This window comes from Pseudomonas sp. G34 (assembly GCF_031119625.1).
Taxonomy (GTDB): Bacteria; Pseudomonadota; Gammaproteobacteria; order Pseudomonadales; family Pseudomonadaceae; genus Aquipseudomonas.
The window spans coordinates 467,756-491,307 of sequence record NZ_JAVHZV010000029.1 but is presented as its reverse complement, the minus strand read 5'-3'; the positions used below and the strand labels follow the sequence as shown (position 1 = coordinate 491,307).

Annotated in this window: 25 protein-coding genes and 1 riboswitch; of the genes, 14 read left to right on the top strand and 11 right to left on the bottom strand. The window is 64.4% G+C overall.

Features of this window, described 5'->3' with window-relative positions; genetic code table 11:
• The first annotated feature begins 80 nt into the window (after nucleotides 1-80).
• Nucleotides 81-1,418 (top strand): Na+/H+ antiporter NhaA, encoded by a 1,338-nt coding sequence (gene nhaA / locus QYS36_RS20665; protein WP_308841232.1) that lies wholly within the window; start codon nucleotides 81-83, stop codon nucleotides 1,416-1,418.
• Nucleotides 1,419-1,690: 272 nt separating this feature from the next.
• The gene (gene mntP, locus QYS36_RS20660; RefSeq protein ID WP_308841231.1) at nucleotides 1,691-2,254 is read left to right on the top strand and encodes a manganese efflux pump MntP; all 564 of its coding nucleotides are present in this window, start codon (nucleotides 1,691-1,693) and stop codon (nucleotides 2,252-2,254) included.
• A gap of 171 nt (nucleotides 2,255-2,425) precedes the next feature.
• Here mntP and ykgO read toward each other — a convergent pair whose 3' ends face one another.
• Entirely contained in the window at nucleotides 2,426-2,581 is a 156-nt protein-coding gene (gene ykgO / locus QYS36_RS20655; protein ID WP_308841230.1) for a type B 50S ribosomal protein L36, read from the bottom strand.
• Nucleotides 2,578-2,838, bottom strand: coding sequence for a type B 50S ribosomal protein L31 (locus QYS36_RS20650; RefSeq protein ID WP_308841229.1), 261 nt, complete (start codon nucleotides 2,836-2,838; stop codon nucleotides 2,578-2,580). The genes ykgO and QYS36_RS20650 overlap by 4 nt, the downstream gene beginning before the upstream one ends.
• A 254-nt stretch (nucleotides 2,839-3,092) precedes the next feature.
• Nucleotides 3,093-3,289: riboswitch (cobalamin riboswitch) on the top strand.
• 167 nt (nucleotides 3,290-3,456) lie between these two features.
• On the opposite strand from QYS36_RS20650, the gene QYS36_RS20645 reads away from it, so the two are divergent.
• Genes QYS36_RS20645 through QYS36_RS20615 form a run of 7 tightly spaced genes read left to right on the top strand, consistent with a single transcriptional unit; the run spans nucleotide 3,457 to nucleotide 9,731 of the window.
• A complete protein-coding gene (locus tag QYS36_RS20645; protein ID WP_308841228.1) occupies nucleotides 3,457-4,464 on the top strand; it encodes an ABC transporter substrate-binding protein in 1,008 nt (335 codons plus the stop codon).
• Nucleotides 4,461-5,495 (top strand): FecCD family ABC transporter permease, encoded by a 1,035-nt coding sequence (locus QYS36_RS20640; RefSeq protein ID WP_374990478.1) that lies wholly within the window; start codon nucleotides 4,461-4,463, stop codon nucleotides 5,493-5,495. Before QYS36_RS20645 ends, QYS36_RS20640 begins: the two co-directional genes overlap by 4 nt.
• Nucleotides 5,492-6,259 carry an ABC transporter ATP-binding protein gene (locus QYS36_RS20635; RefSeq protein ID WP_308841227.1) on the top strand — a complete coding sequence of 256 codons (768 nt, stop codon included), beginning with the start codon at nucleotides 5,492-5,494 and terminating at the stop codon, nucleotides 6,257-6,259. Before QYS36_RS20640 ends, QYS36_RS20635 begins: the two co-directional genes overlap by 4 nt.
• Nucleotides 6,260-6,273: 14 nt before the next feature.
• Nucleotides 6,274-6,711: a pseudoazurin gene (locus tag QYS36_RS20630; RefSeq protein ID WP_308841226.1), complete on the top strand. Its 438-nt coding sequence runs from the start codon at nucleotides 6,274-6,276 to the stop codon at nucleotides 6,709-6,711.
• 31 nt (nucleotides 6,712-6,742) lie between these two features.
• The gene (locus QYS36_RS20625) at nucleotides 6,743-7,957 is read left to right on the top strand and encodes an MFS transporter (RefSeq protein ID WP_308841225.1); all 1,215 of its coding nucleotides are present in this window, start codon (nucleotides 6,743-6,745) and stop codon (nucleotides 7,955-7,957) included.
• Nucleotides 7,954-9,309, top strand: a complete 1,356-nt coding sequence (locus QYS36_RS20620) for an OprD family porin (protein WP_308841224.1) — start codon at nucleotides 7,954-7,956, stop codon at nucleotides 9,307-9,309. The genes QYS36_RS20625 and QYS36_RS20620 overlap by 4 nt, the downstream gene beginning before the upstream one ends.
• Nucleotides 9,310-9,341: 32 nt before the next feature.
• Complete coding sequence (locus QYS36_RS20615) at nucleotides 9,342-9,731, top strand: hypothetical protein (RefSeq protein WP_308841223.1); 390 nt, start codon at nucleotides 9,342-9,344, stop codon at nucleotides 9,729-9,731.
• Between the two features lie 18 nt (nucleotides 9,732-9,749).
• On the opposite strand, the gene QYS36_RS20610 is transcribed toward QYS36_RS20615, so the two are convergent.
• The 3 genes from QYS36_RS20610 to QYS36_RS20600 all read right to left on the bottom strand — a co-directional run bounded on the left by QYS36_RS20610 (nucleotide 9,750) and on the right by QYS36_RS20600 (nucleotide 12,933).
• Entirely contained in the window at nucleotides 9,750-10,886 is a 1,137-nt protein-coding gene (locus QYS36_RS20610) for a mechanosensitive ion channel family protein (RefSeq protein WP_308841222.1), read from the bottom strand.
• Between the two features lie 433 nt (nucleotides 10,887-11,319).
• Entirely contained in the window at nucleotides 11,320-11,727 is a 408-nt protein-coding gene (locus tag QYS36_RS20605; protein ID WP_308841221.1) for a hypothetical protein, read from the bottom strand.
• 201 nt (nucleotides 11,728-11,928) lie between these two features.
• Nucleotides 11,929-12,933, bottom strand: coding sequence for an NADP-dependent oxidoreductase (locus QYS36_RS20600; protein ID WP_308841220.1), 1,005 nt, complete (start codon nucleotides 12,931-12,933; stop codon nucleotides 11,929-11,931).
• A gap of 194 nt (nucleotides 12,934-13,127) precedes the next feature.
• On the opposite strand from QYS36_RS20600, the gene QYS36_RS20595 reads away from it, so the two are divergent.
• The gene (locus QYS36_RS20595; protein WP_308841219.1) at nucleotides 13,128-14,012 is read left to right on the top strand and encodes a bile acid:sodium symporter family protein; all 885 of its coding nucleotides are present in this window, start codon (nucleotides 13,128-13,130) and stop codon (nucleotides 14,010-14,012) included.
• A 248-nt stretch (nucleotides 14,013-14,260) separates the two neighbouring features.
• On the opposite strand, the gene QYS36_RS20590 is transcribed toward QYS36_RS20595, so the two are convergent.
• The 3 genes from QYS36_RS20590 to QYS36_RS20580 all read right to left on the bottom strand — a co-directional run bounded on the left by QYS36_RS20590 (nucleotide 14,261) and on the right by QYS36_RS20580 (nucleotide 16,614).
• A complete protein-coding gene (locus QYS36_RS20590) occupies nucleotides 14,261-15,457 on the bottom strand; it encodes a benzoate/H(+) symporter BenE family transporter (RefSeq protein ID WP_308841218.1) in 1,197 nt (398 codons plus the stop codon).
• On the bottom strand, nucleotides 15,457-16,071 hold the full coding sequence (locus QYS36_RS20585) for a LysE family translocator (protein ID WP_308841217.1): 615 nt from the start codon (nucleotides 16,069-16,071) through the stop codon (nucleotides 15,457-15,459). Before QYS36_RS20585 ends, QYS36_RS20590 begins: the two co-directional genes overlap by 1 nt.
• Before the next feature lie 96 nt (nucleotides 16,072-16,167).
• On the bottom strand, nucleotides 16,168-16,614 hold the full coding sequence (locus QYS36_RS20580) for a MarR family transcriptional regulator (RefSeq protein WP_308841216.1): 447 nt from the start codon (nucleotides 16,612-16,614) through the stop codon (nucleotides 16,168-16,170).
• An 80-nt stretch (nucleotides 16,615-16,694) separates the two neighbouring features.
• On the opposite strand from QYS36_RS20580, the gene QYS36_RS20575 reads away from it, so the two are divergent.
• The gene (locus tag QYS36_RS20575; protein ID WP_308841215.1) at nucleotides 16,695-17,861 is read left to right on the top strand and encodes a PLP-dependent aminotransferase family protein; all 1,167 of its coding nucleotides are present in this window, start codon (nucleotides 16,695-16,697) and stop codon (nucleotides 17,859-17,861) included.
• A gap of 38 nt (nucleotides 17,862-17,899) precedes the next feature.
• Complete coding sequence (locus tag QYS36_RS20570; RefSeq protein WP_308841214.1) at nucleotides 17,900-18,502, top strand: glutathione S-transferase family protein; 603 nt, start codon at nucleotides 17,900-17,902, stop codon at nucleotides 18,500-18,502.
• Nucleotides 18,503-18,714: 212 nt separating this feature from the next.
• Here the strand turns inward: QYS36_RS20570 and QYS36_RS20565 are convergent, their stop codons facing one another.
• Nucleotides 18,715-21,141: a heavy metal translocating P-type ATPase gene (locus tag QYS36_RS20565; protein WP_374990477.1), complete on the bottom strand. Its 2,427-nt coding sequence runs from the start codon at nucleotides 21,139-21,141 to the stop codon at nucleotides 18,715-18,717.
• A 78-nt stretch (nucleotides 21,142-21,219) separates the two neighbouring features.
• On the opposite strand from QYS36_RS20565, the gene cadR reads away from it, so the two are divergent.
• A complete protein-coding gene (gene cadR, locus QYS36_RS20560) occupies nucleotides 21,220-21,666 on the top strand; it encodes a Cd(II)/Pb(II)-responsive transcriptional regulator (RefSeq protein WP_308841213.1) in 447 nt (148 codons plus the stop codon).
• 261 nt (nucleotides 21,667-21,927) lie between these two features.
• Here the strand turns inward: cadR and QYS36_RS20555 are convergent, their stop codons facing one another.
• Entirely contained in the window at nucleotides 21,928-22,296 is a 369-nt protein-coding gene (locus tag QYS36_RS20555; protein ID WP_308841212.1) for a glutaredoxin domain-containing protein, read from the bottom strand.
• Between the two features lie 113 nt (nucleotides 22,297-22,409).
• Between QYS36_RS20555 and QYS36_RS20550 the strand changes: the two genes are divergently transcribed.
• On the top strand, nucleotides 22,410-22,643 hold the full coding sequence (locus QYS36_RS20550; protein ID WP_074887485.1) for a DUF3820 family protein: 234 nt from the start codon (nucleotides 22,410-22,412) through the stop codon (nucleotides 22,641-22,643).
• Here QYS36_RS20550 and QYS36_RS20545 read toward each other — a convergent pair whose 3' ends face one another.
• Nucleotides 22,644-23,507 carry a universal stress protein gene (locus QYS36_RS20545; protein ID WP_308841211.1) on the bottom strand — a complete coding sequence of 288 codons (864 nt, stop codon included), beginning with the start codon at nucleotides 23,505-23,507 and terminating at the stop codon, nucleotides 22,644-22,646. It lies immediately after the preceding gene.
• Nucleotides 23,508-23,552 lie beyond the last annotated feature (45 nt).

Sequence of the window (23,552 nt, the reverse complement as noted above, 5' to 3'; positions counted from 1 at the left end):
GCGCCCGGGTGTTAACCGCATAGGGCGGCGATACAGGTCTTGTTGCGTTGGTCGGGCCGCCACGCGGAGCTCGTTCGCCGATGAAAACGCGCCCGTCGTTTCAACACATTCCCCGTGCCCAGCATTTGGCCGAACAGGCTTTCGCCGCCTTTCGCGGCCTGTTGCACCGCGAGTCCTTGAGCGGTGTGGTGCTGCTCCTGGCCACTGCCGTCGCGCTGTTCTGGGCCAACTCGTCCTACGCCCATAGCTATCACGCGCTCTGGCATGCCCCGCTGACCTTCGGCGTCGGCAGCTTCGCGATTTCCCAGTCCCTGCATTTCTGGATCAACGACGGGCTGATGACCCTGTTTTTCCTGGTGGTCGGCATGGAGATTCGCCGCGAGATGCACCAAGGTGCCCTGGCGGATCTACGCCAGGCATCGTTGCCTATCGCCGCCGCCTGCGGCGGGGTGATCATTCCGGCATTGATTTACGCCTCGCTCAACCACCAGGGGCCCGGCGCCGGTGGCTGGGCGATTCCGGCAGCCACGGACATTGCCTTCGCGGTCGGCCTGCTGGCCCTGCTCGGTAAAGGCATCCCTTCCGGTGTACGGGTCTTTCTGCTGACCCTGGCGGTCATCGACGACGTGATCGCGGTGATCCTGATTGCCGTGTTCTATTCCAATGGCCTCGATTACAGCGGCTTCGCCCTGGCCGGCCTCGGTGCATTAGGGGTGCTGGGGCTGCAGCGCATCGGCGTCGGCTCGGCCTACGCCTATGTGCTGCCGGGGCTGCTGATGTGGGGCGGGCTGTTGCTGACCGGCGCCCACCCGACGCTGGCTGGGGTGATCCTCGGCCTGATGACGCCAGTGGCGGCGCTGCCCCGCCGCGAATTACCGCGCGATGCCGTTGGCCGTATCGCCCGTGAGCTGGAAGACGCGGCGTCCGGTGCCGCGGCCCATTCCCTGCGTGAGCTGCGCATCGCCCAGCGCGAACTGATGCCGCCGGTGGTGCGTGTGCAGCTGGCGCTACACCCCTGGGTGACCTTCGCGCTGATGCCGCTGTTCGCCCTGGCCAATGCCGGGGTCAGCCTCGGGGATACCGATCTGTCCCAGGGCGCCTCCCATTGGGTCATCACCGGTGTGGCCGTGGCGCTGCTGGTGGGCAAGCCCGTCGGCGTTATCACCTTCAGCTGGCTGATGGTGAAGCTTGGGCTGTGTCGGTTGCCGGCCGATCTGTCGTGGTCGGCAGTGGCCCTGGTCGGGTTGCTGGCTGGCATCGGTTTCACCATGTCGATCTTCATCGCGAACCTGGGCTTGGCCGACGGCAACCTGCTGGGCGCGGCCAAACTGGGCGTTCTGGCCGGCTCCTGCGCGTCAGCGCTGCTGGGGCTGACCTGGGGTGTGCTGTATATGCGCCAGCTACGTGCGCTGCGCTGATCGGCAAGCCTCCGCCTTGTGGGGTGTCAGCGCCGTGAACGGGCTGATTCTCGCGTAGAAAAAAGGGTTTTTTCGCGCTGCGCTTTTGGGTAAAGTGCGGGCCTCTTTGGGGAGTAGCCTGCTGCCGGTGTTATTCGGCAGCGTTCGTATCAACATTCTCGGCAGCAGCCGTGGTACGAACACCGTTCGGTTGGTGAGACCAATGACAGATACGTGCCTAAGGTCGGGCGCGTGTATCCGTCATTGACTCACAGCCCGACCGAGACGCAACCGTGAGCCTCCTTTCTCTTGTCTTGCTGGCCTTCGCCATGTCCACCGATGCCTTTGCCGCCGCTGTCGGCAAGGGTGCGGCGCTGCATAAGCCCAGATTCCTCGATGCACTGCGTACCGGCCTGATCTTCGGCGTGATCGAAGCCATCACGCCCGTGGTCGGTTGGTTCATCGGCCAGGCCGCGGCGGGGTACGTGGAGGAGTGGGATCACTGGATCGCCTTCACCCTGTTGCTGCTGCTGGGCGGCCACATGATCTACGCCGGCTTGCGGCCCGAGACCGACGAGGCTGAAGAGAAGCCCAAGTCGCATTCGTTCTGGGTGCTGGCTGCCACGGCATTCGCCACCAGCATCGATGCGCTGGCGGTGGGTATCGGCCTGGCATTCGTCGATGTCAACATCTGGGTCGCCGCCCTGGCCATCGGCCTGGCCACCATGACCATGGTCACCATCGGCGTGCTGCTCGGCCGCCTGATCGGCACGGCTATCGGCCACAAGGCGGAGATCCTTGGCGGCCTGGTGCTGATCGGCGTGGGCGCGGCGATTCTGTACGAGCACACCCTTTAAGGTCGCCCACCCGTGCTGTTCATGTCGCGTGCAACGAGCGAGTAGATTGGCGTCTGGATCTTGTTACGGCTGGTTCGAGTGAGGTGGTTGGCCGGCGGCCGTTGCAGAGGCTGCCGGCAGGCTGAAGGGAAGGGCGGTTGGAATGCGCTGGGGTGATACCGCCAGAGGGGGCTACCCCTTGTTCTTGCGCTGCGGCTTGGGTCGCCCCTGCACGCACTTGAGGCGCGGCGCGGTCTTGCAAATCACGTAGATTCGCCCTCGACGTTTGACGATCTGGCAGTCGCGATGACGCCCCTTGGCCTGTTTCAACGAGGCGACGACTTTCATGCTTTGGCGCCTGCAAAGCCGGCGAAGCGCTTGTTGAAACCGGCCACGCGACCTTCGCTGGTGACCTGGCGTTGCTGGCCGGTGTAGATCGGGTGCGAGGCACTGGACACGTCCAGGGCGACATAGGGGTAGGTGGTGCCGTCACTGTGCTGGCGCGTCTTGTCGGTGTCGACTGTGGAGCCGATCAGCCAGTAGGCGTCAGCGCCCACGTCGTGGAACAGCACAGGGCGATAGGTGGGGTGAATGTCGGGTTTCATGATGGCTCCATTGATTACGTTATAAAGTAACTATTTTAGTCTTGATGATTTTAATTCTCATTACAAGCCTCGTCCGTCAATTTCCTCGGCACAGGGAACCGCTGCAGGGCGTTGCCTAAAATGCGCTTGCTAAAATGTTATGTTGTAACAATAATGGCGACGCTTTTCGTAGGCCGTTGTGGGCGCCTGGCTGAACAGGCCAGGTGTCGTCAACGGAAAACAGCGGCAAAGCGCTGCAGGCGGATCACTTAATCGTTTAAGATGCCGCCGCCGGTTTCCGTGAGGAATTAATAGGGAATCCGTCGCCACCTCGGGTGGCCAAACGGAACTGCCCCCGCAACTGTAGGTACCGAGCAGCGCTGCAATCGTGTCACTGGAGCCACTTCCGGGAAGGCCGCAGCGTTGCGCAGACGTACCAGTCAGGAGACCTGCCGGCATGGGTCTGATCCGCTTCTGGCGGGCAGGCGCCAGTAATCGAACCGCCGGCGGGGTGTCCGGGAGGGGGCATCCGTGATCACTTCCCGCAAGGGACAGGTGCGGCCATGGCCGCGCGGCGTGATGTGTTCTCCAGCCTACGCACTGCCGTTATGCGTATTTGTTGATTAGGAGATCACCCGCATGTTCGTGTCACGCCTTGCCCTCATCGGCGCCGCCCTGACGTTGTCTTCCATGGCCCATGCCGCCGGCCCGACCCACTATCCCCTCACGCTGCAGAACTGCGGGCAGTCGCTGACCTTCGCGAAAAGCCCCGGCAATGCCGTGACCATCGGCCAGGCGGGCACCGAAATCCTCTATTCCCTGGGCCTGGGCGAGCGCCTGGCCGGCACCTCGCTGTGGTTCAGCCATGTGCTGCCCGAGTTCGAGGCGCAGAACGCCAAGGTTCCGCGCCTGGCCGACAACGACCCGAGCTTCGAATCGGTGATCAACAAGCGTCCGGGCCTGGTGGCCGTGCAGTTCGAATGGATGGTCGGCGAGCAGGGCGTGGTGGGGACACGCAAGCAGTTTCACGACCTGAACATCCCCACCTACATCATGCCCACCGACTGCGAAGGCAAGGACAACCTGGTCGGTGCCGACGGCACCCGCCTGCAGCCGTTCCAGATCGACAGCCTGTACAAGAGCATCAACCAGCTGGCGCAGATCTTCGACGTGCAGGACAAGGGTGAGGCCCTGGTCGGCGACCTGCAGAAGCGCCTGGCCACGGCGGTGGCCGGTGCCGAGCAGCGCCAGGCCAGGGATATTTCCGCGCTGTTCTGGTTCTCCAGCCCGGACATGGATCTGGATCCCTACGTGGCGGGCCAGAAGGGTGTGGCCGACTACATGATGAAATCCCTGGGCCTGCGCAACGTGGTCGAGTCCAGCGAGGAGTGGCCGAGCGTCGGCTGGGAAACCCTGGCCAAGGCCAACCCCACGGTGTTGGTGCTGGCGCGCATGGACCGCCGACGTTTTCCCGCCGACGACGTCGAGAAGAAGCTCGAATTCCTGCGCAACGACCCGGTTGCCAGGCACATGGACGCCGTCAAGAACGGGCGCATCGTGATCATCGATGCCGATGGCATGCAGGCCTCGCTGCGCATGATCACGGGCATCGAAACCCTCGCCAAGGCCGTTGACGGATTCCAATGATCGCGCGCAGTTCTCGCCTGTTGCTGCTGACCATCGCCTGCCTGCTGCTGCTGGGCGTGGCGGTGGTCGCCGGGGTCGCCCTGGGCGAAACCCGCATCCCGCCCTCGGTGGTCTTCCAGGTGTTGGCCAACAAGCTGTTCGCGGCGGGCTTCGTGCTCGACCCGATCGATGAGGGCATCGTCTGGAATTATCGCCTGACCCGCGCCCTGGTCGCTGCCAGCTGCGGCGCCGGGCTGGCGGTGTCCGGGGTGGTGCTGCAGGCGTTGTTGCGCAACCCGCTGGCCGACCCCTACCTGCTGGGCATTTCTGCCGGCGCCTCGACGGGCGCGGTTTCCGTTGCGCTGTTGGGCGTCGGGGCCGGCATGTTGTCGCTGTCCATGGGCGCCTTTCTCGGTGCGGTCGCCGCCTTCGGGCTGGTCGCGCTGCTGGCCCGGGCGGCAGGCGGCGGGGCGATCAGCGGCAGTGCGCAGATCATTCTCGCCGGTATCGCCGGCTCCCAGCTGTTCAATGCGCTGACCTCGTTTCTGATCACCAAGTCGGCCAGCGCCGAGCAGGCCCGCGGCATCATGTTCTGGCTGCTCGGCAACCTCAGCGGGGTCAACTGGCAGGATGTGCTGCTGGCCGTGCCGATGGCGCTGGCCGGGGTTCTGCTGGTGGCCTGGCACACCCGGGCGCTGGATGCCTTCACCTTTGGCGCCGAGTCGGCGGCCTCCCTGGGTGTGCCGGTGCGCCGCGTGCAAGCCACGTTGATCGCCTGTACCGCGCTGGTCACGGCGGTGATGGTGTCGATCGTCGGCTCCATCGGTTTCGTCGGCCTGGTGATCCCGCATGCCGCGCGGCTGCTGGTGGGCGCGCGACATGGCCGGCTGGTGCCGGTGTCGGCGCTGATCGGCGCGGTATTCCTGATCGCCGCCGATGTGCTGTCGCGTACGGCGATCAAGGGCCAGGTGCTGCCGATCGGCGTGGTTACCGCGCTGGTCGGCGCGCCGGCGTTTGCCGTGATTCTGGTGCGCGGGAGGCGGGCGCGATGAGCACCGTGTTGCAGTGCAGCGACCTGGGCTGGTCGGTAAAGGGCCGGGCGATCGTGGCCGGGGTCGACCTCGAAGTGCGCCAGGGCGAAACCCTGGGGCTGATCGGGCCCAACGGCTCGGGCAAATCGACCCTGCTCAAGCTGCTCTCCGGGATTCGCGTGCCGGGCAGTGGCCAGGTGCAGCTCAATGGCAAGCCGCTGGCGGGCCTGAGCCGCCGCGAAGTGGCCCGGCAACTGGCCTTCGTCGAGCAACAGGCCGATACCAGCGACGCGGTGACGGTGCGCGATGCGGTCGAGCTGGGGCGCACGCCCTGGTTGTCGGCGCTGCAGCCATGGTCGGCCGAGGACGAACGCAAGGTCATGCAGGCGCTGGCCGATGTGGATATGGCCCACATGCACGAACATGCCTGGAGCACCTTGTCCGGCGGTGAGCGGCAGCGCGTGCACATCGCCCGGGCACTGGCCCAGCAGCCCCAGATTCTGTTGCTCGACGAGCCCACCAACCACCTGGATATCCAGCACCAGCTGTCGATCCTCAACCTGGTGCGGGCGCTGCCGGTCACCACCCTGATCGCCCTGCATGACCTCAACCAGGCCCTGGAATGCGACCGCCTCGGGGTCATGGAGCGGGGCCGCCTGGTGGCACTGGGCGAGCCCGACCAGGTGCTGACCACCGAACGCCTGCGCGACACCTTCGGGGTGCGCGCCCGGTACCTGACCGACCCGGAAGACGGCGCCCGGGTCCTGCGTTTTCATCCTGCCTGACACGGACGGTTCCCATGCCCATTCGCCCTGCCATCACGCTTCTGGCAACCCTGTTGTGCACCGCGGCGCTGGCCGAGGTGCACGAAGTGAAAATGCTCAACCGCGGTGCCTCTGGCGCGATGGTCTACGAGCCCGATTACCTGGCCATCGCCCCGGGCGACAGGGTCAGGTTCATCGCCAGCCACCCGAGCCACAACGCCGCCAGCCTGCCGGGCTTGCTGCCCGAAGGCGCCGAGCCGTTCAAGGGCAGGATCAACGAAGAGATCGAGGTGACGTTCGACACGCCCGGCTTGTATGGCATCCAGTGCATTCCGCACCTGGCCATGGGCATGGTGATGCTGATTCAGGTCGGCGACCGCCAGGCCAGCGAAGTGCAGCTTCCCGCCTCGCTGCCGGCACGGGCCAAGGCACGTTTCGAACAGATCCTCGAACAGGCCAATTCGGCATACTGACTGCCTTTTTTCTCAAGAGTGTCGTGCCCTGATGCGCCGTGTTCTGACCACCCTGACCTCGCTATCTCCCGCTGCGCGTGTGCTGATCCTCAATGGGCTGACGTTCAACTTCGGCTTCTACATGCTGATGCCGTATCTGGCTGGGCATCTCAGCGAGAACCTCGGCCTGGCCGGCTGGGCCGTGGGCCTGGTACTGGGCATCCGGGTGTTCAGCCAGCAGGGGTTGTTCCTGCTCGGTGGCTTGCTGGGGGATCGCATCGGTTACCGGCGCGCCATTCTGATTGGCTGCGCGGTGCGTTGTGTCGGCTTCGCGGTGTTCGGCTTTTCCGAGAGCCTCGCGGTGCTGCTGCTGGCTGCCTGCCTGAGCGGTTTCGCCGGCGCGCTGTTCACGCCCTGTGCCCAGGCCTACCTGGCCGATGAATGCCAGGATGCACAGCTGCGCAAGCAGGCGTTCGCCTTGCACAACATGGCGAGCACCGCCGGCATGCTGCTCGGCCCGCTGGCCGGGCTGCTGTTCATCAGCGTGGATTTCTCGGTGACCGGCAGCGTGGCGGCGGCGCTTTTCCTGGTGATGACACTGGTGCAATGGCGCTTCCTGCCGCTCAAGGATCTGGTCTCGGGTGAAGAGCCGGTGACCATGCTGCGCCAGTGCCTGGACATGCTCCGGCAATGGCCGTTCCTGCGCTTCGCCTTGCTGGCGGCGGCCTATCCGCTGTTGTTCCATCCGTTGTACCTGGCGGTGCCGGCCTACAGCCATGCCTATGGCGGCGGTCAGGAATGGATCACCCAGGTGTTCGTGATCACCGCTGTGGTCGGCGTGTTGCTGCAGCTGCCGGTCAGCACCCTGCGCCAGCGCTGGATCAGCGAAGGGCAGGGCATGGGCATTGGCCTGGCGCTGATGGCGGCCAGCTACGGCCTGCTGGCCGAGCCGCTGGTCACCCTGCTGGGCGCGCACCTGGCCGTGCAGTTGATGGCCGCGCTGTTCAGCCTCGGCAGCCTGCTGGTGTTGCCGCTGCTGTCGGCCCATGTGCCCCATTACGCCAAGCGCGGCCAGCTGGCGGCCTATTACGGATTTTTTGCCGGCGTCGGCGGTTTGGTCGCGCTATTCAGCAACGTGTTGATCGGTCGCTTCCTGCCGGCCGACCAGGCGCCGCCACAACTCTTGTGGTGGACCTTGATGGGCATCGGCATGGCGGCGGCATTCAGGCTTTGCCGGCACATGAATTCAATCAAGGAGCAATCATGAATAGATCCTCCCTCGGTGCGCTTGCCGTAACAGCATGCTGCCTGTCACCCCAGGCATTGGCTGCGAGCGACGAGCAGGCGAAAAGCGCCGGCTTCGTCGACGACGCCACCTGGAGCCTCGTCAACCGCAGCGTTTACGAGAATCGCGATTACCGAAATGGCGGGCGCAGCAATGGCGCACGCAACGCCTACAAGCCGCGCGACAGCCGTAACGGTTATGCCGAGGAGTGGGGTTACGGCATGCAGGGCGAGGTGAAATCCGGGTTCACCCAGGGCACCGTCGGTTTCGGGCTCGATGGTCATCTGTACCTGTCACACAAGCTCGATGGCGGCGGCGGGCGGGCCGGCAAGATGCGCCACATGCCGGTGGACAACGACGGCTACGATCAGAATGAAGTTGCTCGCGGCGGTGCAGCCGTCAAGGCTCGGTTGTCATCGACCTGGGTGCGCTATGGCGAACAGCGTGTCAAAACGCCGATCTTTTCCTCGTCGGACAGCCGTCTGCTACCGGAAACCCACACCGGCTGGTTTCTCGACAGCCGCGAGATCGATAACCTGGTGTTGACCGGCGGGCACTTCACCGGCTCGGCGGATCGCAATTCGCGCAGCAACAACAATCCGCTGATCATCAACTATGCAGACCCCGGCAGGCCGTTGGGCAACGCCTTCAGTTTCGTGGGCGGCACCTACACGGGCATGCCGGCGCTAACGCTGAGCCTGTATGGTGGTGAGCTGGAAGACAGCTGGCGCACGGGTTACCTGGGCGTCAACTACATCCATGCATTCACCCAAAGGCGCGCGCTGAGCGCCGATCTCAATCTCTACCGCAGCCGCGATACCGGCCAGGCGCTGGCGGGTCGGGTGTCCAACACCACCGCCAGCCTGCTGCTCGGCTACAGCGAGGGCTTTCACAAGATCGCCCTGGGTTACCAGAAGGTCGATGGCGACAGCCCCTTCGATTATGTGAGCCGAGGCGCCATCTGGCTGGGCAATGCCGTGCAGCTCTCCGACTTCAACGCGCCCAACGAGCAGTCCTGGCAACTGGCCTATACCTACGACATGGCCGGACTCGGTCTCCCCGGGCTCAGTGCCGGCGCCGCCTATGTGCGCGGCAGTGGCATCGATGGCAGCGACGTGGACCCGAACGGCAGCTACGCCTGGCTGGGCTACGGCAAGGGCGGCAAGCATTGGGAGCGCGATTTCAACCTGCGCTATGTAGTGCAGTCCGGCACCCTGAAAGGGCTCAATGTGCTGCTGCGCCAGAGCGTGCACCGCGGCAACGCGGCGCAGGCCGAAGGCGACACCGACCAGCTGCGGCTGGCGGTCGAATACCCGCTGACGGGTCGGTTCTGAATGATCTGCTAGGCTGGCGAACCCGATTGCGAGTGAATGCCGTGTTGCGCTCGATTACTACCGTCCTGTTGCTCTGCCTGAGCGTGTCGGCGCATGCCGCCTTCACCTTGCCGGGCGACGCCATGCGCTGCACCCGCAGCGCGACGCTGCTCAACTGCACGGATCGTTTCGGTAACCACTACGGCATCGCCCAGCAGGGCAATGACACCCTGATGCGCGGCTTCGACGTGATCAGCGGGTTGAGCTGGTCACAGACCAGCACCACCTATGGCCGGCTGCAACTGTTCACCGGTGTCAGCGCCGACGGGCAGGTGTGGTTCGGTTCCAGCCGGCGCATCGGCTGGAACGTGGTCAGCCGCCTGTCCAGCTCCCAGGGGGATCGCGACCGGGTCAACTGCAATCGCCTGACCGGCTGCCGTTGACCCATCGCTTACGCTGCATCAGCTGAAGCGCGGCAGGCGCTGATCCTGCGTGTCGCTGTCCGCCTCGGGTTGCTGCGCAACGCCGGCTACCTTCAGGGTCGGCATGCGCTCGCCGACCAGGCGCAGATCGCGGCGTGGCAGGGCGAAGCGCACATCCAGTTCACGTAGCGCATCGAGCAGTTGCAGGTTGATCTCCTGCTGGATGTCCATGTACTGGTTGTAGTCCGAGCTTTGCACGATATACACCACCTCGAAGGTCAGCTGGCTCTCGTCGAAACCCAGGAAGTGCGCGCGGTCGAACCGGGTTTGCGGCGTGGCGCGGATGATCTCGCCGACCCGTTCCGATACCTGGCGTACCTTGTCGCTTGGCGTGTCGTAGCTGATGCCGAACTTGAACACGATGCGCCGGGTGTCCATGCGCTTGTAGTTGTGCACGATCTGGCGCAGCAGGTCGGCGTTGGCGCAGACCACCTGCTCGCCGCTGAGGCTGCGGATCCGCGTGGTCTTCAGGCCGATATGCTCGATACTGCCGGCCACTTCGCCGAATACCACGAAATCGCCGATCTCGAACGGCTTGTCGACGCCGATCGACAGCGAGGCGAACACGTCGCTCAGCACCGTCTGCACGGCCAATGCCACGGCGATACCACCGACGCCGAGGCTGGCCACCAGGGCGGTGATGTCGACGCCCAGGTTGGCGAGGATCGACAGCAGCATCACCGACCACACCACGATCAGCACCATGATGCTGATGATGGTGGTCATCACCGGGTTGTAGCCGCTGCCGCCGTGCTTGCCGACCACCAGGCTGCGCGACCACAGGCGCACGCCGGTATCTACCCAGAGGGCGATCTGCAGCGCCAGGGCGACGAACCAGGTATGGCTCAGGGCGGCCTGCCAACTGCCGGGCAGGTCGGGCAGGCGCAGGGCCAGCAGCAGCGAGAACGCCAGCAGCAGCGTGCGGTTGGTACGCCCGATCACCACCGCGACGAAATGCTGCCAGTTGCCATCCTGCCCCTTGGACCAGGTGGTCAGCCGCTTGTGAACGATGCCGACCAGCGCGCGCAGCAGGGTATAGATCGCGGCGGTAGCGGCCACCACGATGCCGATGGCGATCCACAGGTCGCGATCCAACCAGATGTTCCACTGTTCCATACGGGGGTCTCCTGATTAAAGCCGATACAGGTTTCTGTAGGCCTCAGGGCGCAGAAGTTCAGGTCAATGGCCTGACGGAGCGGGCGCTGGGGTCGCCGGCATGCGGCAGGCTGTCGCATGTCGGCATGCCAATGGCCGGCAGCTGCGCTATGGTAGAGGGGTGATCTGCAGGCTGCGCCGCGCAACCGGGTAGTGGTCACTGGCCTCTGTCGCCGCAATCGATGCGGCACGGGTAACCCTGATGCGGGCACCAAGCCTGTCCGCCTGGAGAATGACGTGACCTTCTATAGCCTTGATCTGCTGCTGATTCTTTGCGTGGTTACGCTGTTGTTCACCGCTTTGCCGATCATTCTGATGCGCAGCCTCTAGGCCCGGTCAACACCTGCCCACGACCGCGACGGTGTTATCAGGGCCCGGCAGCCCTTGTCGCGCTTCAGCCGGAGATGGCCTGCCCCAGCAACTGGCGAAAGCTGTCGGGCTGTACCTCGCGAATCAGTAGCAGGGCGCCTACCGTGCGTGCTGGCGTATTGGGCAGGGCGTGGGCGGGAATGGCGATGGGCAGCTGCGTTTGCCAGGTACGGATCAGGTCGATGGGGTCGCTGCCAGCAGGCAGCAATTCGTCGAGGCGGACCTCGATACCCATCTGCGCGGCCAGCTCGGCCGACGCCTGCAGCAGTACCTCGGCCATTTCATACTGCTCCACCGGCGTGGCCGCTTCGAAGCATGCCAACCACTCACTTATCTGCTTGCGGCATTGCGCTGCCGGGCTGCGCGCGCGCTGTAGCAGCAAATAGACCGCGCCGACCAGGACGAGGGTTATGGCAGTGAAGAACAGTTCCATCCTGGCTCCGACGCGTGAAAACGTTCAGCCCGCTGGGCTGCATGGCGGCGAAACTAACCGAACGGTCATGCGCGCTCAAGCAATTTAATGGCTAGTGGCCATCTTTGCGTCGAAGGGATCGACCTGGGCAGGCGGCCAGGCGGCAGAAATGCTGGCGGAGGCGGTGGGAGCCGGGCGACCCTCAGGCCGCCCGGTCGAGCCTCAGACCTTGAGCACCAGCTTGCCGAAGTTCTCGCCCTTGAACAGCTTGAGCAGGGTTTCCGGGAAGGTTTCCAGGCCCTCGACGACGTGCTCCCTGGACTTGACCTTGCCCTCGGCCAGCCAGCCAGCAATTTCTGCCGCGGCGCTGGCGAAGTTGGCGGCGTGGTCCATTACCACGAAGCCTTCCATGCGCGCGCGGTTGACCAGCAGCGACAGGTAGTTGGCCGGACCCTTGACCGCGTCCTTGTTGTTGTACTGGCTGATCGCGCCGCAGATGACGATGCGTGCCTTGGGTGCCAGGCGACCGAGTACGGCGTCTAGGGTGTCGCCACCGACGTTGTCGAAATACACGTCGACGCCCTTGGGGCATTCTCGCTTGAGCGCTTCAGGCAGGTCTTCGCTTTTGTAGTCGATGGCTGCATCGAAACCCAGCTCGTCGGTCAGGTAGCTGCATTTCTCCTTGCCGCCGGCGATGCCGATCACGCGGCAACCCTTGAGCTTGGCGATCTGCCCGGCGATGCTGCCCACCGCGCCGGCCGCACCGGAGAGCACCACGGTGTCACCGGCTTTCGGCGCGCCGACATTGAGCAGCGCGAAGTAGGCGGTCATACCGGTCATGCCGAGGGCCGACAGATACACCGGCAGCGGGGCGCGCTTGGGGTCGACCTTGTAGAAGCCCTTGGGCTCGCCGAGAAAATAGTCCTGCACGCCCAGGGCGCCGTTGACGTGATCACCCACTTTGTAATCCGGGTGGTTGGATGCCACCACTTCACCCACACCCAGCGCACGCATCACGTCGCCCAGGCCAACCGGGGCGATATAGGACTTGCCTTCGTTCATCCAGCCGCGCATGGCCGGATCCAGCGACAGGTAGAGGTTCTTGACCAGAATCTGTCCATTGGCCGGTTCGCCGAGGGGTTTTTCCACGTAATCGAACGTATCGCGGCTGACCATGCCGGTCGGGCGTTTGGCGAGCAGGAACTGGCGGTTGAGCTGAGTGGACATGGGTAGCCTCCGTTGAAATAAGCTGTGGTGATAATCCTCGGCCTGCGGTTGGACAAGGATGTCGCAGTGGCCGAATGTTCATCGATCCATTGAACTGATGGGGCAAGGTTAGCCGCCGCATTCGCATGCGAAGCGACAATTGCCCGCTACAGTGTGGATCACGATCATGGACGTCTGACCACGCCGAGGTAGCGATGACTGCAAGTCCCTTGCTGAGTGTGTTTCTCCCCATGGCCCTGGGCATCATCATGCTCGGCCTGGGCCTGTCGCTGACCCTGGCGGATTTCGCCCGGGTGGTGAAGTACCCCAAGCCGGTGCTGATCGGGCTGTTCTGCCAGTTGCTGCTCCTGCCGCTGGCATGTTTCTTCATGGTTCAGGCGTTCGGCCTGGCGCCGGCGCTGGCCGTTGGCATGATGCTGCTGGCTGCCTCACCCGGCGGCACCTCGGCCAACCTGTACAGCCACCTGGCCCATGGCGACGTGGCGTTGAACATCACCCTGACCGCGGTGAACTCGGTGGTCGCGGTGCTGACCATGCCCTTTATCGTCAACCTGTCGCTGGCCTACTTCATGGAAGGCGATCAGGCGATCCCGCTGCAGTTCGCCAAGGTGCTGCAGGTGTTCGCCATCGTGCTGGGGCCGGTGGCCATCGGCATGTTCCTGCGCAGCCGCTTTCCGGGTTTTGCGCTGCGCATGGAAAACCCGGTGAAGATCATCTCGGCGCTGTTCCTGCTGCTGATCATCATCCTGGCGCTGGTCAAGGACTGGCAGACGGTGCTCGATTATGCGCCGGTGGTGGGCGCCGCGGCGCTGGCCTTCAATCTGCTGAGCCTGGCGGTGGGTTACCTGGTGCCGCGCCTGCTCAAGCTGAGCCTGCGCCAGGCCATCGCCATCGGCATGGAGATCGGCATCCACAACGGCACCCTGGCCATCGCCCTGGCGCTGAGCCCGGTGCTGCTCAACAACAGCACCATGGCGATTCCCGCGGCGCTGTACAGCATCATCATGTTCTTTACCGCCGCGGCGTTCGGCTGGTGGGTCAACGCCGCCCATGGCAAGCAGTTGAAGGCCGAGGCGTGAAGGTCGGGTAGCGACTGATACAGGGCAGGTGGAGTGGCTTTAGCCTCGATTTTGCTTTGCTAGGCGTAAAAAGCTCGAGGCTAAAGCCTCTCCCACGAGATCGCGAAAGACCGCTTCTGCCCTATGCCATTGGCCTCAAGCGGTACGTTTCCCGCCTTTGAGCAGCACCGACGTCAGAACTGTAGGGTGGGCTTCAGCCCACCAAGTGGTGCCCGCAGTCAATGGCCGCTATCGCTATACCACTGGCTTCAGGCCTCGCGTTTCCCGGCATTGAGCAGCACCAGCGTCAGCAACCCGGCGACGATGCCCCAGAACGCCGAGCCGACCCCGAACAGGGTCATACCCGATGCGGTGACCAGAAAGGTGATCAGCGCCGCTTCACGCTCCCTGGGTTCGCCCATGGCCTGGGTCAGGCCGCCGATGATCGAGGCGAACAGCGCCAGGGCGGCGACCGACAGGATCAGCGCCTTGGGCAAGGCGGCGAACAGGGCGGCGAGGGTGGCACCGAACAACCCGGCGATGCCGTAGAAGATCCCGCACCAGACTGCTGCCGTGTAGCGCTTGCGCGGATCCTCGTGGGCTTCCGGGCCGGCGCAGATCGCCGCGCTGATGGCGGCCATATGGATGCCGTGGGCGCCGAAGGGCGCCATCAGGATCGACACCAGGCTGGTGGTGTTGAGCAGCGGTGACGCCGGCACGTCGTAACCGTTGGCGCGCAGCACGGCCATGCCAGGCAGGTTCTGCGAGGCCATGGCGACGATGAACAGCGGGATGCCGATACTGATCGCCGCAGCGATGGAGAAGCTCGGCGTGGTCCATTCCGGCGTCGCCAGCTGCAGCTCGAACTGCGAGAAGTTCAGCAGGCCCAACACGCCGGCCAGCACGCAGCCGACCACCAGCGCGCCCAGTACGGCGTAACGCGGCTGCAGGCGTTTGCCCAGCAGGTAGGTGAACAGCATGGCGATCACCAGCAGCGGCTGCTGCTCGGCAGCCACGCAGATTTCCAGGGCAATCTTGAACAGCACGCCGGCCAGCAGCGCCGCGGCGATGGAGCCGGGAATGTGGCGCATGATGCGGTCGAAGCTGCCGGTCAACCCGCACACCAGAATCAGTGCCGAGCAGACGATATAGGCGCCAATCGCCTCGCTGTACGGCACGCCGGGCAGGCTGGTGACCAGCAGCGCGGCGCCGGGCGTCGACCAGGCGACCATCACCGGCGCGCGGTAACGCAGTGACAGGCCGATGCAGGTCACCGCCATGCCGATCGACAGCGCCCAGATCCACGAGGAAATCTGCCCGGCGCTGAGCCCAGCAGCCTGGCCGGCCTGGAACATCAGCACCAGGGAACTGGTATAGCCCGTGAGCATGGCGATGAAGCCAGCCACCACTGCCGACATCGAGGTGTCGGCGAGCGGGCGCAAGCGCGGGCGTTGGGCGTCCAGCATTACAGCACTCCTTTGATGTCGGCGAAGATCGGGTACAGCGATGCTACCAGCAGTATGGCCATGCCGATGTTGAAGGCGCGCAGCACCGCGGCGTTACGCAGCCAGTTGCGCAGCAGCGAGCCGGCTACCGTCCATACCCCTACGCTTGGGCAATTCACCAGGGCGAAAAGACCGGCGATCAGCAGCACATTGAGCAGGAAATTCTCCTGCGGTGTGTAGGTGGTAATGGCGCCAATGGCCATCACCCAGGCCTTGGGGTTGACCCACTGAAAAGCCGCTGCCTGCACAAAGGTGAAGGGTTTGCGCTGCTCGCCTGCGCTACTGTCCGGTGCGCCGGAGCCGGCGATCTTCCAGGCCAGGTAGAGCAGGTAGGCCGCGCCCAGGTAGCGCAGCAGGGTATGCAGCAGCGGCACCTGCTCGAAAACCTGGCCCAACCCCAGGCCCACGCAAATCACCAGCACCATGAAGCCCAGGCTGATGCCGAGCATGTGCGGCACGCTGCGGCGCAGACCGAAGTTCACGCCCGAGGCGAGCAGCATCATGTTGTTGGGGCCTGGGGTGATCGAGGTGACGAAAGCGAAGGCGACGAAGGCGAGCAGCAGTTCCGTTGTCATTGCAGGTTCTCCTGATTGAACGACGACGATAAGGGCATTGGCCCCACCCGTCGCCGTACAGCCCTCGCGATAAGTGACCATACAGTTGTGTTTACATCACTCGGCAGCGTGACCTGTACCGCTAAGCGCCTTGTTCACCGCCATCCAACCGTCCACCGCGTGCTTGCCGCTTTCATCGAAGGCGCGCTGCAGCAACTTGACCTGCTCGCGGCGCAGCGCCCGCTCCAGTTTGGCGCCCTCGGCAGTGAGGCCGAGCAGCCGTTTGCGCTTGTCGTCCTCGGCGGTGACGCTCTGGGTCAGGTGCATTTCCATCAGTTGGCGCAGCGGAATGCTCAACGCCTGCTTGCTCACCCCCAGATAACCGAGCAGTTCGCTGACGCTCAGCCCCGGGTGACGAGCGATGAAGAACAGGATGCGCTGGTGCACCCGCGACAGGCCACGGCGCGCGAGCATTTCGTCGGCCTTGGCGGTGAACGCCTGGTAGCCGAAAAAGAAGGCTTCCATGGCGGTTTGCTGATCGGCTGAATTTTTAAGGTCAATCATGTTGACGTATATGTCTCGGGCGTCGTAGTTTCGGTCAAGCAGTTTGACCTAGTTTTCACGACTTATCACCTGGTGACCCCATGGCCTTCTCCGAACGCATCACCCGCCTGAAAAGCTCACTGATCCGCGAAATTCTCGCGGCTGCCCAGCGCCCGGAAGTGATGTCGTTCGCCGGTGGCCTGCCGGCCGAGCAGATGCTGCCGCTGCTCGACTGGTCGCCAATGCCCAGCAGCATGGGCCAATACGGCATGAGCGAAGGCGAACCGGCGCTGCGCGAAGCCATCGCCGCCGAGGCGCGCCTGCTGGGCGTGCCCTGCGAGGCCAGCCAGGTGCTGATCGTCAGTGGCTCGCAACAAACCCTGGATCTGGTCAGCAAGCTGTTCGTCGACCCGGGTACCAAGGTGCTGCTCGAGGCGCCGACCTACCTGGCGGCACTGCAGGCGTTCCAGCTGTTCGGCGCCGACTGCGTGGCCGTGCCCCAGGAGGCGGACGGCCCGCAGTTGCAGGCGCTCGAAGCGCAGCTGGAGCGCCAGCGCCCAGCGTTCGCCTACCTGATCCCGACGTTCCAGAACCCCAGTGCGGTGCGCTACAGCGAAGCCAAGCGTGACGCCGTGGCCGCCTTGCTGGACCGTTACCAGGTCACGCTGATCGAGGATGAGCCCTACCGCGAACTGGTGTTCGACGCCGGCAGCGCCACGCCCATCGTCAGCCGCCTGCGTCAGGCCAGTTGGATCTATACCGGCACCGTTTCCAAAACGCTGCTGCCCGGATTGCGTGTGGGCTACCTGATCGCCTCGGCGGATCTCTATCCGCATCTGCTGCGTCTCAAGCAGTCGGCAGACCTGCACACCAACCGGGTCGGCCAATGGCAGGCGCTGCAGTGGCTGGGCACCGAGCGATACCGGGCCCACCTGGCCGAGCTGCGGGATTTTTATCGCCTGCGCCGTGATGCGATGCAGGCAGCACTCGTCGAACACTTCAGCGACCTCGCCGAGTGGCAGGTTCCCCAGGGCGGCCTGTTCTTCTGGCTGCAGCTCAAGCAGCCTCAGGACACGCGCCTGCTGCTCGACGCGGCGCTGGCGCAGAACGTGGCGTTCATGCCGGGCGAGCCGTTCTTCATCGACCCGGATCGCCAACCCGGTTACCTGCGGCTGAACTTCAGCCACGTAGCGCCGGAGCGGCTGGGAGAGGGGCTGCGCCGGCTGGCAACGGTGGTGCGGCAGGGATTGGCCGCCGCCGCGGCGTGATTATCGGCGGCTAACGTTCATCGACTTCAGGAGCGAACATGTACAAGGTGTATGGCGATTACCGCTCGGGCAACTGCTACAAGATCAAACTGATGCTGGCCCTGCTTGGCAAACCCTGCGAATGGGTGCCCATCGACATTCTCAAGGGCGACACCCAGAGCCCCGAGTTTCTGGCCAAGAACCCCAACGGCAAGATTCCGGTGCTGGAACTGGAAGACGGCAGTTGCCTGTGGGAGTCCAACGCCATCCTCAACTTCCTGGCCGACGGCAGCGAGTTCCTGCAGACCGAACCGCGTTTGCGTACCCAGGTGCTGCAGTGGCAGTTTTTCGAACAATACAGCCACGAACCTTATGTGGCGGTGGCGCGCTTCATCCAGCTGTACCAGGGCATGCCCGCCGAGCGTCAGGAGGAGTACGAGGTCTGCCAGGTGCGCGGTCACAAGGCGCTGCGGGTGATGGAGCGGCAGTTGCAACAAACCCCGTACCTGGTGGGCGATCGCTACACCATCGCCGACATCGCCCTGTACGCCTACACCCATGTGGCTCACGAAGGCGGCTTTGACCTGAGCGGTTATCCGGCAGTCAATGCCTGGCTGGCGCGGGTCGCCAGTCACCCGAAGCATGTGACCATGTTGGGGTGATTAACCTTAAACCTTACGCAGTCACTCGTAGGTGGGGCGGGCCGCGTAGGTGCAACTCATCAAATAGGTGATGGGTTGCACCCATCTACGGATGAATCGCCGAGGTGATCACTCCTCTTGTGGGAGCGGGCCATGCCCGCGAAGCTGTCGCGCGCATGGCGCGCTCCCACGATGGGGCCGTGGGACAGGCCGGGTTTCGGTCCTCCCATTGCTTACTTTCGCAGCAGCCGCAGCCCGTTGAACACCACCAGCAGGCTGACGCCGACATCGGCGAACACCGCCATCCACATGGTGGCGTGGCCGGTGACGGTCATGGCCAGGAAGATCGCCTTGATACCCAGGGCCAGCAGGATGTTCTGCTTGAGGATCGCCGCCGTCTGTTGCGACAGGCGAATGAACGCCGGAATCTTGCGCAGATCGTCATCCATGATCGCCACGTCGGCGGTTTCGATGGCCGTGTCGGTACCGATCGCCGCCATCGCGAAGCCGACATCGGCGCGCGCCAGGGCAGGGGCGTCGTTGATGCCGTCTCCGACCATGGCCACCACGCCTTGCTGCCCGAGCAGTTTCTCCACGCTGGCCAGCTTGTCAGTGGGCAGCAGGTCGCCGCGGGCCTCGTCGATGCCGACCTGGGTGGCGATGGCCTGGGCGGTAGGCTGGTTGTCGCCGGTCAGCATGACGGTCTTGACGCCCATGGCGTGCAGGCTGGCGATTGCCTCGCGACTGCTGTCCTTCAGCGTGTCGGCGACGGCGAACAGGGCCAGGGCGCGAGCTTGGTCGCTGAGCACGATCACCGTCTTGCCCTGGCGCTCGAGTTCATCGAGGCGGTTTTCGATCTCGGCCGTGCACAGGCCGAGCTCCTCGAGCAGCCGGTGGTTGCCCAGCTGATAGCGCTGGCCAGCGATCGTACCCTGCACACCGCGACCAGCCAGCGCCTCGAACCCCTGCACGTCGAGCAACTCGACATTCCGTTGCTGCGCTGCGCTGGCCACCGCCAGGGACACCGGGTGATCGGAGCGGGCCGCCAGGCTGGCGGCCAACTGGCGATAGCCCTCGGCATCATCGGCGAGCGCCAGGTAGTCGGTCTGTACCGGTTTGCCGTGGGTGAGGGTGCCGGTCTTGTCCAGCGCCAGATGGGTGATGTGCCGGCCGTTCTCCAGGTGCACGCCGCCTTTGACCAGGATGCCCTTGCGCGCCGCCGCGGCCAGGCCGCTGACGATGCTGACCGGCGTGGAGATCACCAGCGCGCAGGGGCAGGCGACCACCAGCAACACCAGGGCGCGGTACACCCACTCGAACCAGGCGCCGCCCAGCAGCAGCGGCGGCACTAGCGCCACGGCCAGGGAAAGCAGGAACACCAGCGGGGTATAGATACGCGCGAAACGATCGACGAAGCGCTGGGTCGGCGCCCGTGCGCCTTGCGCCTCTTCCACGGCCTTGATGATGCGCGACAGCGCGCTATTGCTGGCCGCGGCGCTGACCTGGTACTCCAGCGCGCCGCCCTGATTGATGGTGCCGGCGAACAGGGTATCGCCCAGGGTTTTCTCGACCGGCAGGCTTTCCCCGGTGATCGGCGACTGATCCACCGTCGAGTGCCCGTCGAGCACCTGGCCATCCAGGCCGATACGCTCGCCCGGGCGTACCCGTACCACGCTGCCGATGCTCACCTGGGTGACATCCTGCGCCTGCCAGCTGCCGTCAGCCTGGCGCACCGTGGCCTGCTCCGGGGTCAGCGCCATCAGGCCACGGATGGCATTGCGCGCGCGATCCAGGGACTTCGCCTCGATCCGCTCGGCGATGGCGAACAGCACCATGACCATGGCCGCCTCGGGCCACTGGCCGATCAGCACGGCGCCGGTCACGGCGATGCTCATCAGCGCATTGATGTTCAGGTTGAGGTTCTTGAGGGCGATCCAGCCTTTCTTGTAGACCTCGAGGCCGGCGGTGAGGATGGCGCCCAGGGCGATCAGCGCGACCACCCACTCCGGCGCGCTGTCGGTGAAGTGCACCAGCTCGGCCATGAACGCCGCCACACCTGCGCCGATCAGGCGCCACGGCAGCCCGTTGTCCGCTCGTTCGAGAGGCGCGGGCTGGCCTTCGCCGCGCTCTGGCTGCGGGGTGAAGCCCAGTTCACGGATCGCTTGCAAGGCCGGCTCGAGGGCATCCGGGCGGTGGCGAATGGTCAGCACCCGCTGCATCAGGTTGAATTGCAGCGCCTCGATACCGGGCTGACGGGCCAGCTTGTCGCTGATCAGGCGTTCTTCGGTGGGGCAATCCATCTGCTCGATCCGTACCCGGGTTTCGGCTGCCAGGGGCTGGGCCTGCATGCCCAGGCTGGCGATGGCCTGGATCAGCCGCGGCGCCGCGCCGGGCTGGTGCTCTACGCGCAGGGTGCGGTCGAGCAGGTTGAACTGCAGGCCGTGTACCTCGGGCATGGGCTGCAACTTGCCGCGGATCAGGCCTTCTTCGGTTGGGCAGCACATCTGCTCGATGCGCAGGGTGCTGTTTTCCACCGCATGCGCTGCCTGGGTGGCCCCAGGCTCACTGATCCCGGCGACCAACGAGTTATCCGCCGAGCAGCAGGATGCCTCGGGGCGTGCGGGTTTCGGGATGTGGTCGTGATCGCAACAGTTGGCCATGATGCTTCTCCAAAATGTCCTGTTGCAGAGTGAACACCCTGTAGCCACTATAGGGTCAAGCACCAGGAGGAAGCGATCATGAAAATTGGTGAGTTGGCGACGATTACCGGCTGTCAGGTGGAGACCATCCGTTATTACGAGCGCGAAGGATTGCTACCCGCGCCGCAGCGTAGCGAAGGCAATTACCGCCTGTACCTGCCGGAGCATGTCGAGCGGCTGACCTTCATCCGCAACTGCCGCACCCTGGACATGACTCTCGACGAGATACGCGAGCTGCTCAGCCTGCGCGGCCGGCCGGCGGAAAACTGCGAGGCCATCAACAGCCTGATCGACGAGCATATCGAGCACGTCAATGCACGTATCGCCAGCCTGCAGTCGTTGCAGGGGCAACTGGTGGAACTGCGCAACAGCTGCCTGGCGGATCAGCAGTCGTCGCCCTGCGAGATCATTCGCCAGCTCAGCACCAGTGACACCCTGCATGCCGACAAGGATGTCTCCCATGTCGGACGCAGCCACCAGCACTAAGAGGCTTTTCAGCCCAGATTCGCCGATTTTGGCAGCTAAGTGGCGCAAACGGACGTTCGACCTGTAGGGTGGATGGCGCTTTTTTCATCCACCGTTGCGATTGCAGAGCGGTGGACGGGTGAAGCGTCGTCCACCCTACAAAGAAGCCCTGCTCGCCGTCTGCTTTTGCCTTTTAGCTGCTACTTCAGGCGCATAAAGGTCGTGAACAGGCATCTAAGATGCCGCTAAGGAGCGCCTGTGTTTCAGCCGTCTAGGGGCGCTTCACACCGCGAAGCGCTGATCCAGGTAGGCGGCAATCGCCTTGGATTCGTACAGCCAGGTGCTCTGGCCATTTTCGTCGATGCGCAGGCAGGGCACCTGGATCTTGCCGCCCAGGCTCTCCAGCTCGCTGCGGGAGCTGGCGTCGTTCTTGGCGTCACGCAGGGCGACAGGCACATTCAGGGTATGCAGCTTGCGGCGAATCTTCACGCAGAACGGGCAGGCCTTGAACTGGTAGAGCGCCAGGTTGCCCGCGGCCTGGTCGACGGCGGCCTGGGCTGCAGGCGTGCGCTTCATCTTTGCCGGACGGGTGGCGAGGTCGCCGAGAACGATCAGTTGGCCTAGGCCCAGGCGCAGTGCCTTGATAATCATGATGAGTACCTATGGAGGTGAACGGCGCGCAGCTTACCCGAGTCGAGCGGCCGGCCCAACCGCCTGGCGGTTGCGGCATAATGACCCGCCCATGTAAACCCGACGGCGATGTGATGAAACCCGAAGACCTGAAATTGTTGGTGAGCCGAGAAATGCCCTTTGGCAAATACAAGGGCCGGCTGATCGCCGACCTGCCGGGGCATTACCTGAACTGGTTCGCCCGTGAAGGCTTTCCCAAGGGTGAGATCGGCCAGTTGCTGGCGCTGATGCAGGAGATCGATCACAACGGCTTGTCGTCGTTGCTCGACCCCTTGCGCAGCAGGCCAAGGCAGCCGTTTCGCGAGTGATCAACGCTCGCTGAGTTGCTGTTCCAGGTGCTCGATGATGCTGTCGGGCTTGAGCACCAGGATGTCACTTTCCAGGGCGTCGAGAATCACCTCGGCGGTATTGCCGATGAGTGCACCACTGAAGCCCGTGCGCGCCACGGTGCCGATCACCGTGACGGCCGCGCGCAACTGGTGGGCGAAGTGCGGGATCAGCACATCGGCCGGGCCTTCGGCGATGTGCAGGTGCTCGTCATCGATGTCATAGGCCGCCTGAAACGCCTGGCACTGCTGCCGGTAGCTCTCCTCGAGGGTGTCGCGCAGCTGGAAGGTCGGATCGGCGGCCGCCAGCACTGGCGAGGGACGGGCGCTGAGCACGTGCAGCTCGGCTTTCGCCAGGTTGGCGATGTCAAAGCCATGTTCGACGATGCGGGTGTGCAGGGCGCGATGCTCGCCGTCGACATTGCCGACGTCCACGGCTGCCAGCACCGTGCCGCCAGTCCAGGGCGTCGGCGTCTTCACCAAGAGCACCGGGCAGGGGCAGTAGCGCAAAAGCTTCCAGTCGTCGGGCGTCAAAAGGGCTTTCTTCAGCGGGTTGTCAGGCATGTGCTGCTTGACCACCAGGCCGCAGCCCTCGGCCTGCTGCACCGTGCTGATCGTTTCATGCAGGTTGCCATGCCACGCCTGTTCGCTGCTGACGCTGTAGCCATCCTGCTGCAGGGTATTGCTGAGCAGGCGCAGGTGGCCGCTGTGTTCGCCCGATTCAGCGCAGATCAGCAGGTGCAGATGGGACTGCGTCACGCCAGCGATCAGCTTGGCGCGTTTCAGGGCCAGCGCTTCCAGATGATCCGGCTGGATGACCACGAGAATGCTGCGGATGGCTTGCATGGTGGGTTCCTCTGCGTGTGGCTTGCCCTACTTACTATAGATGGC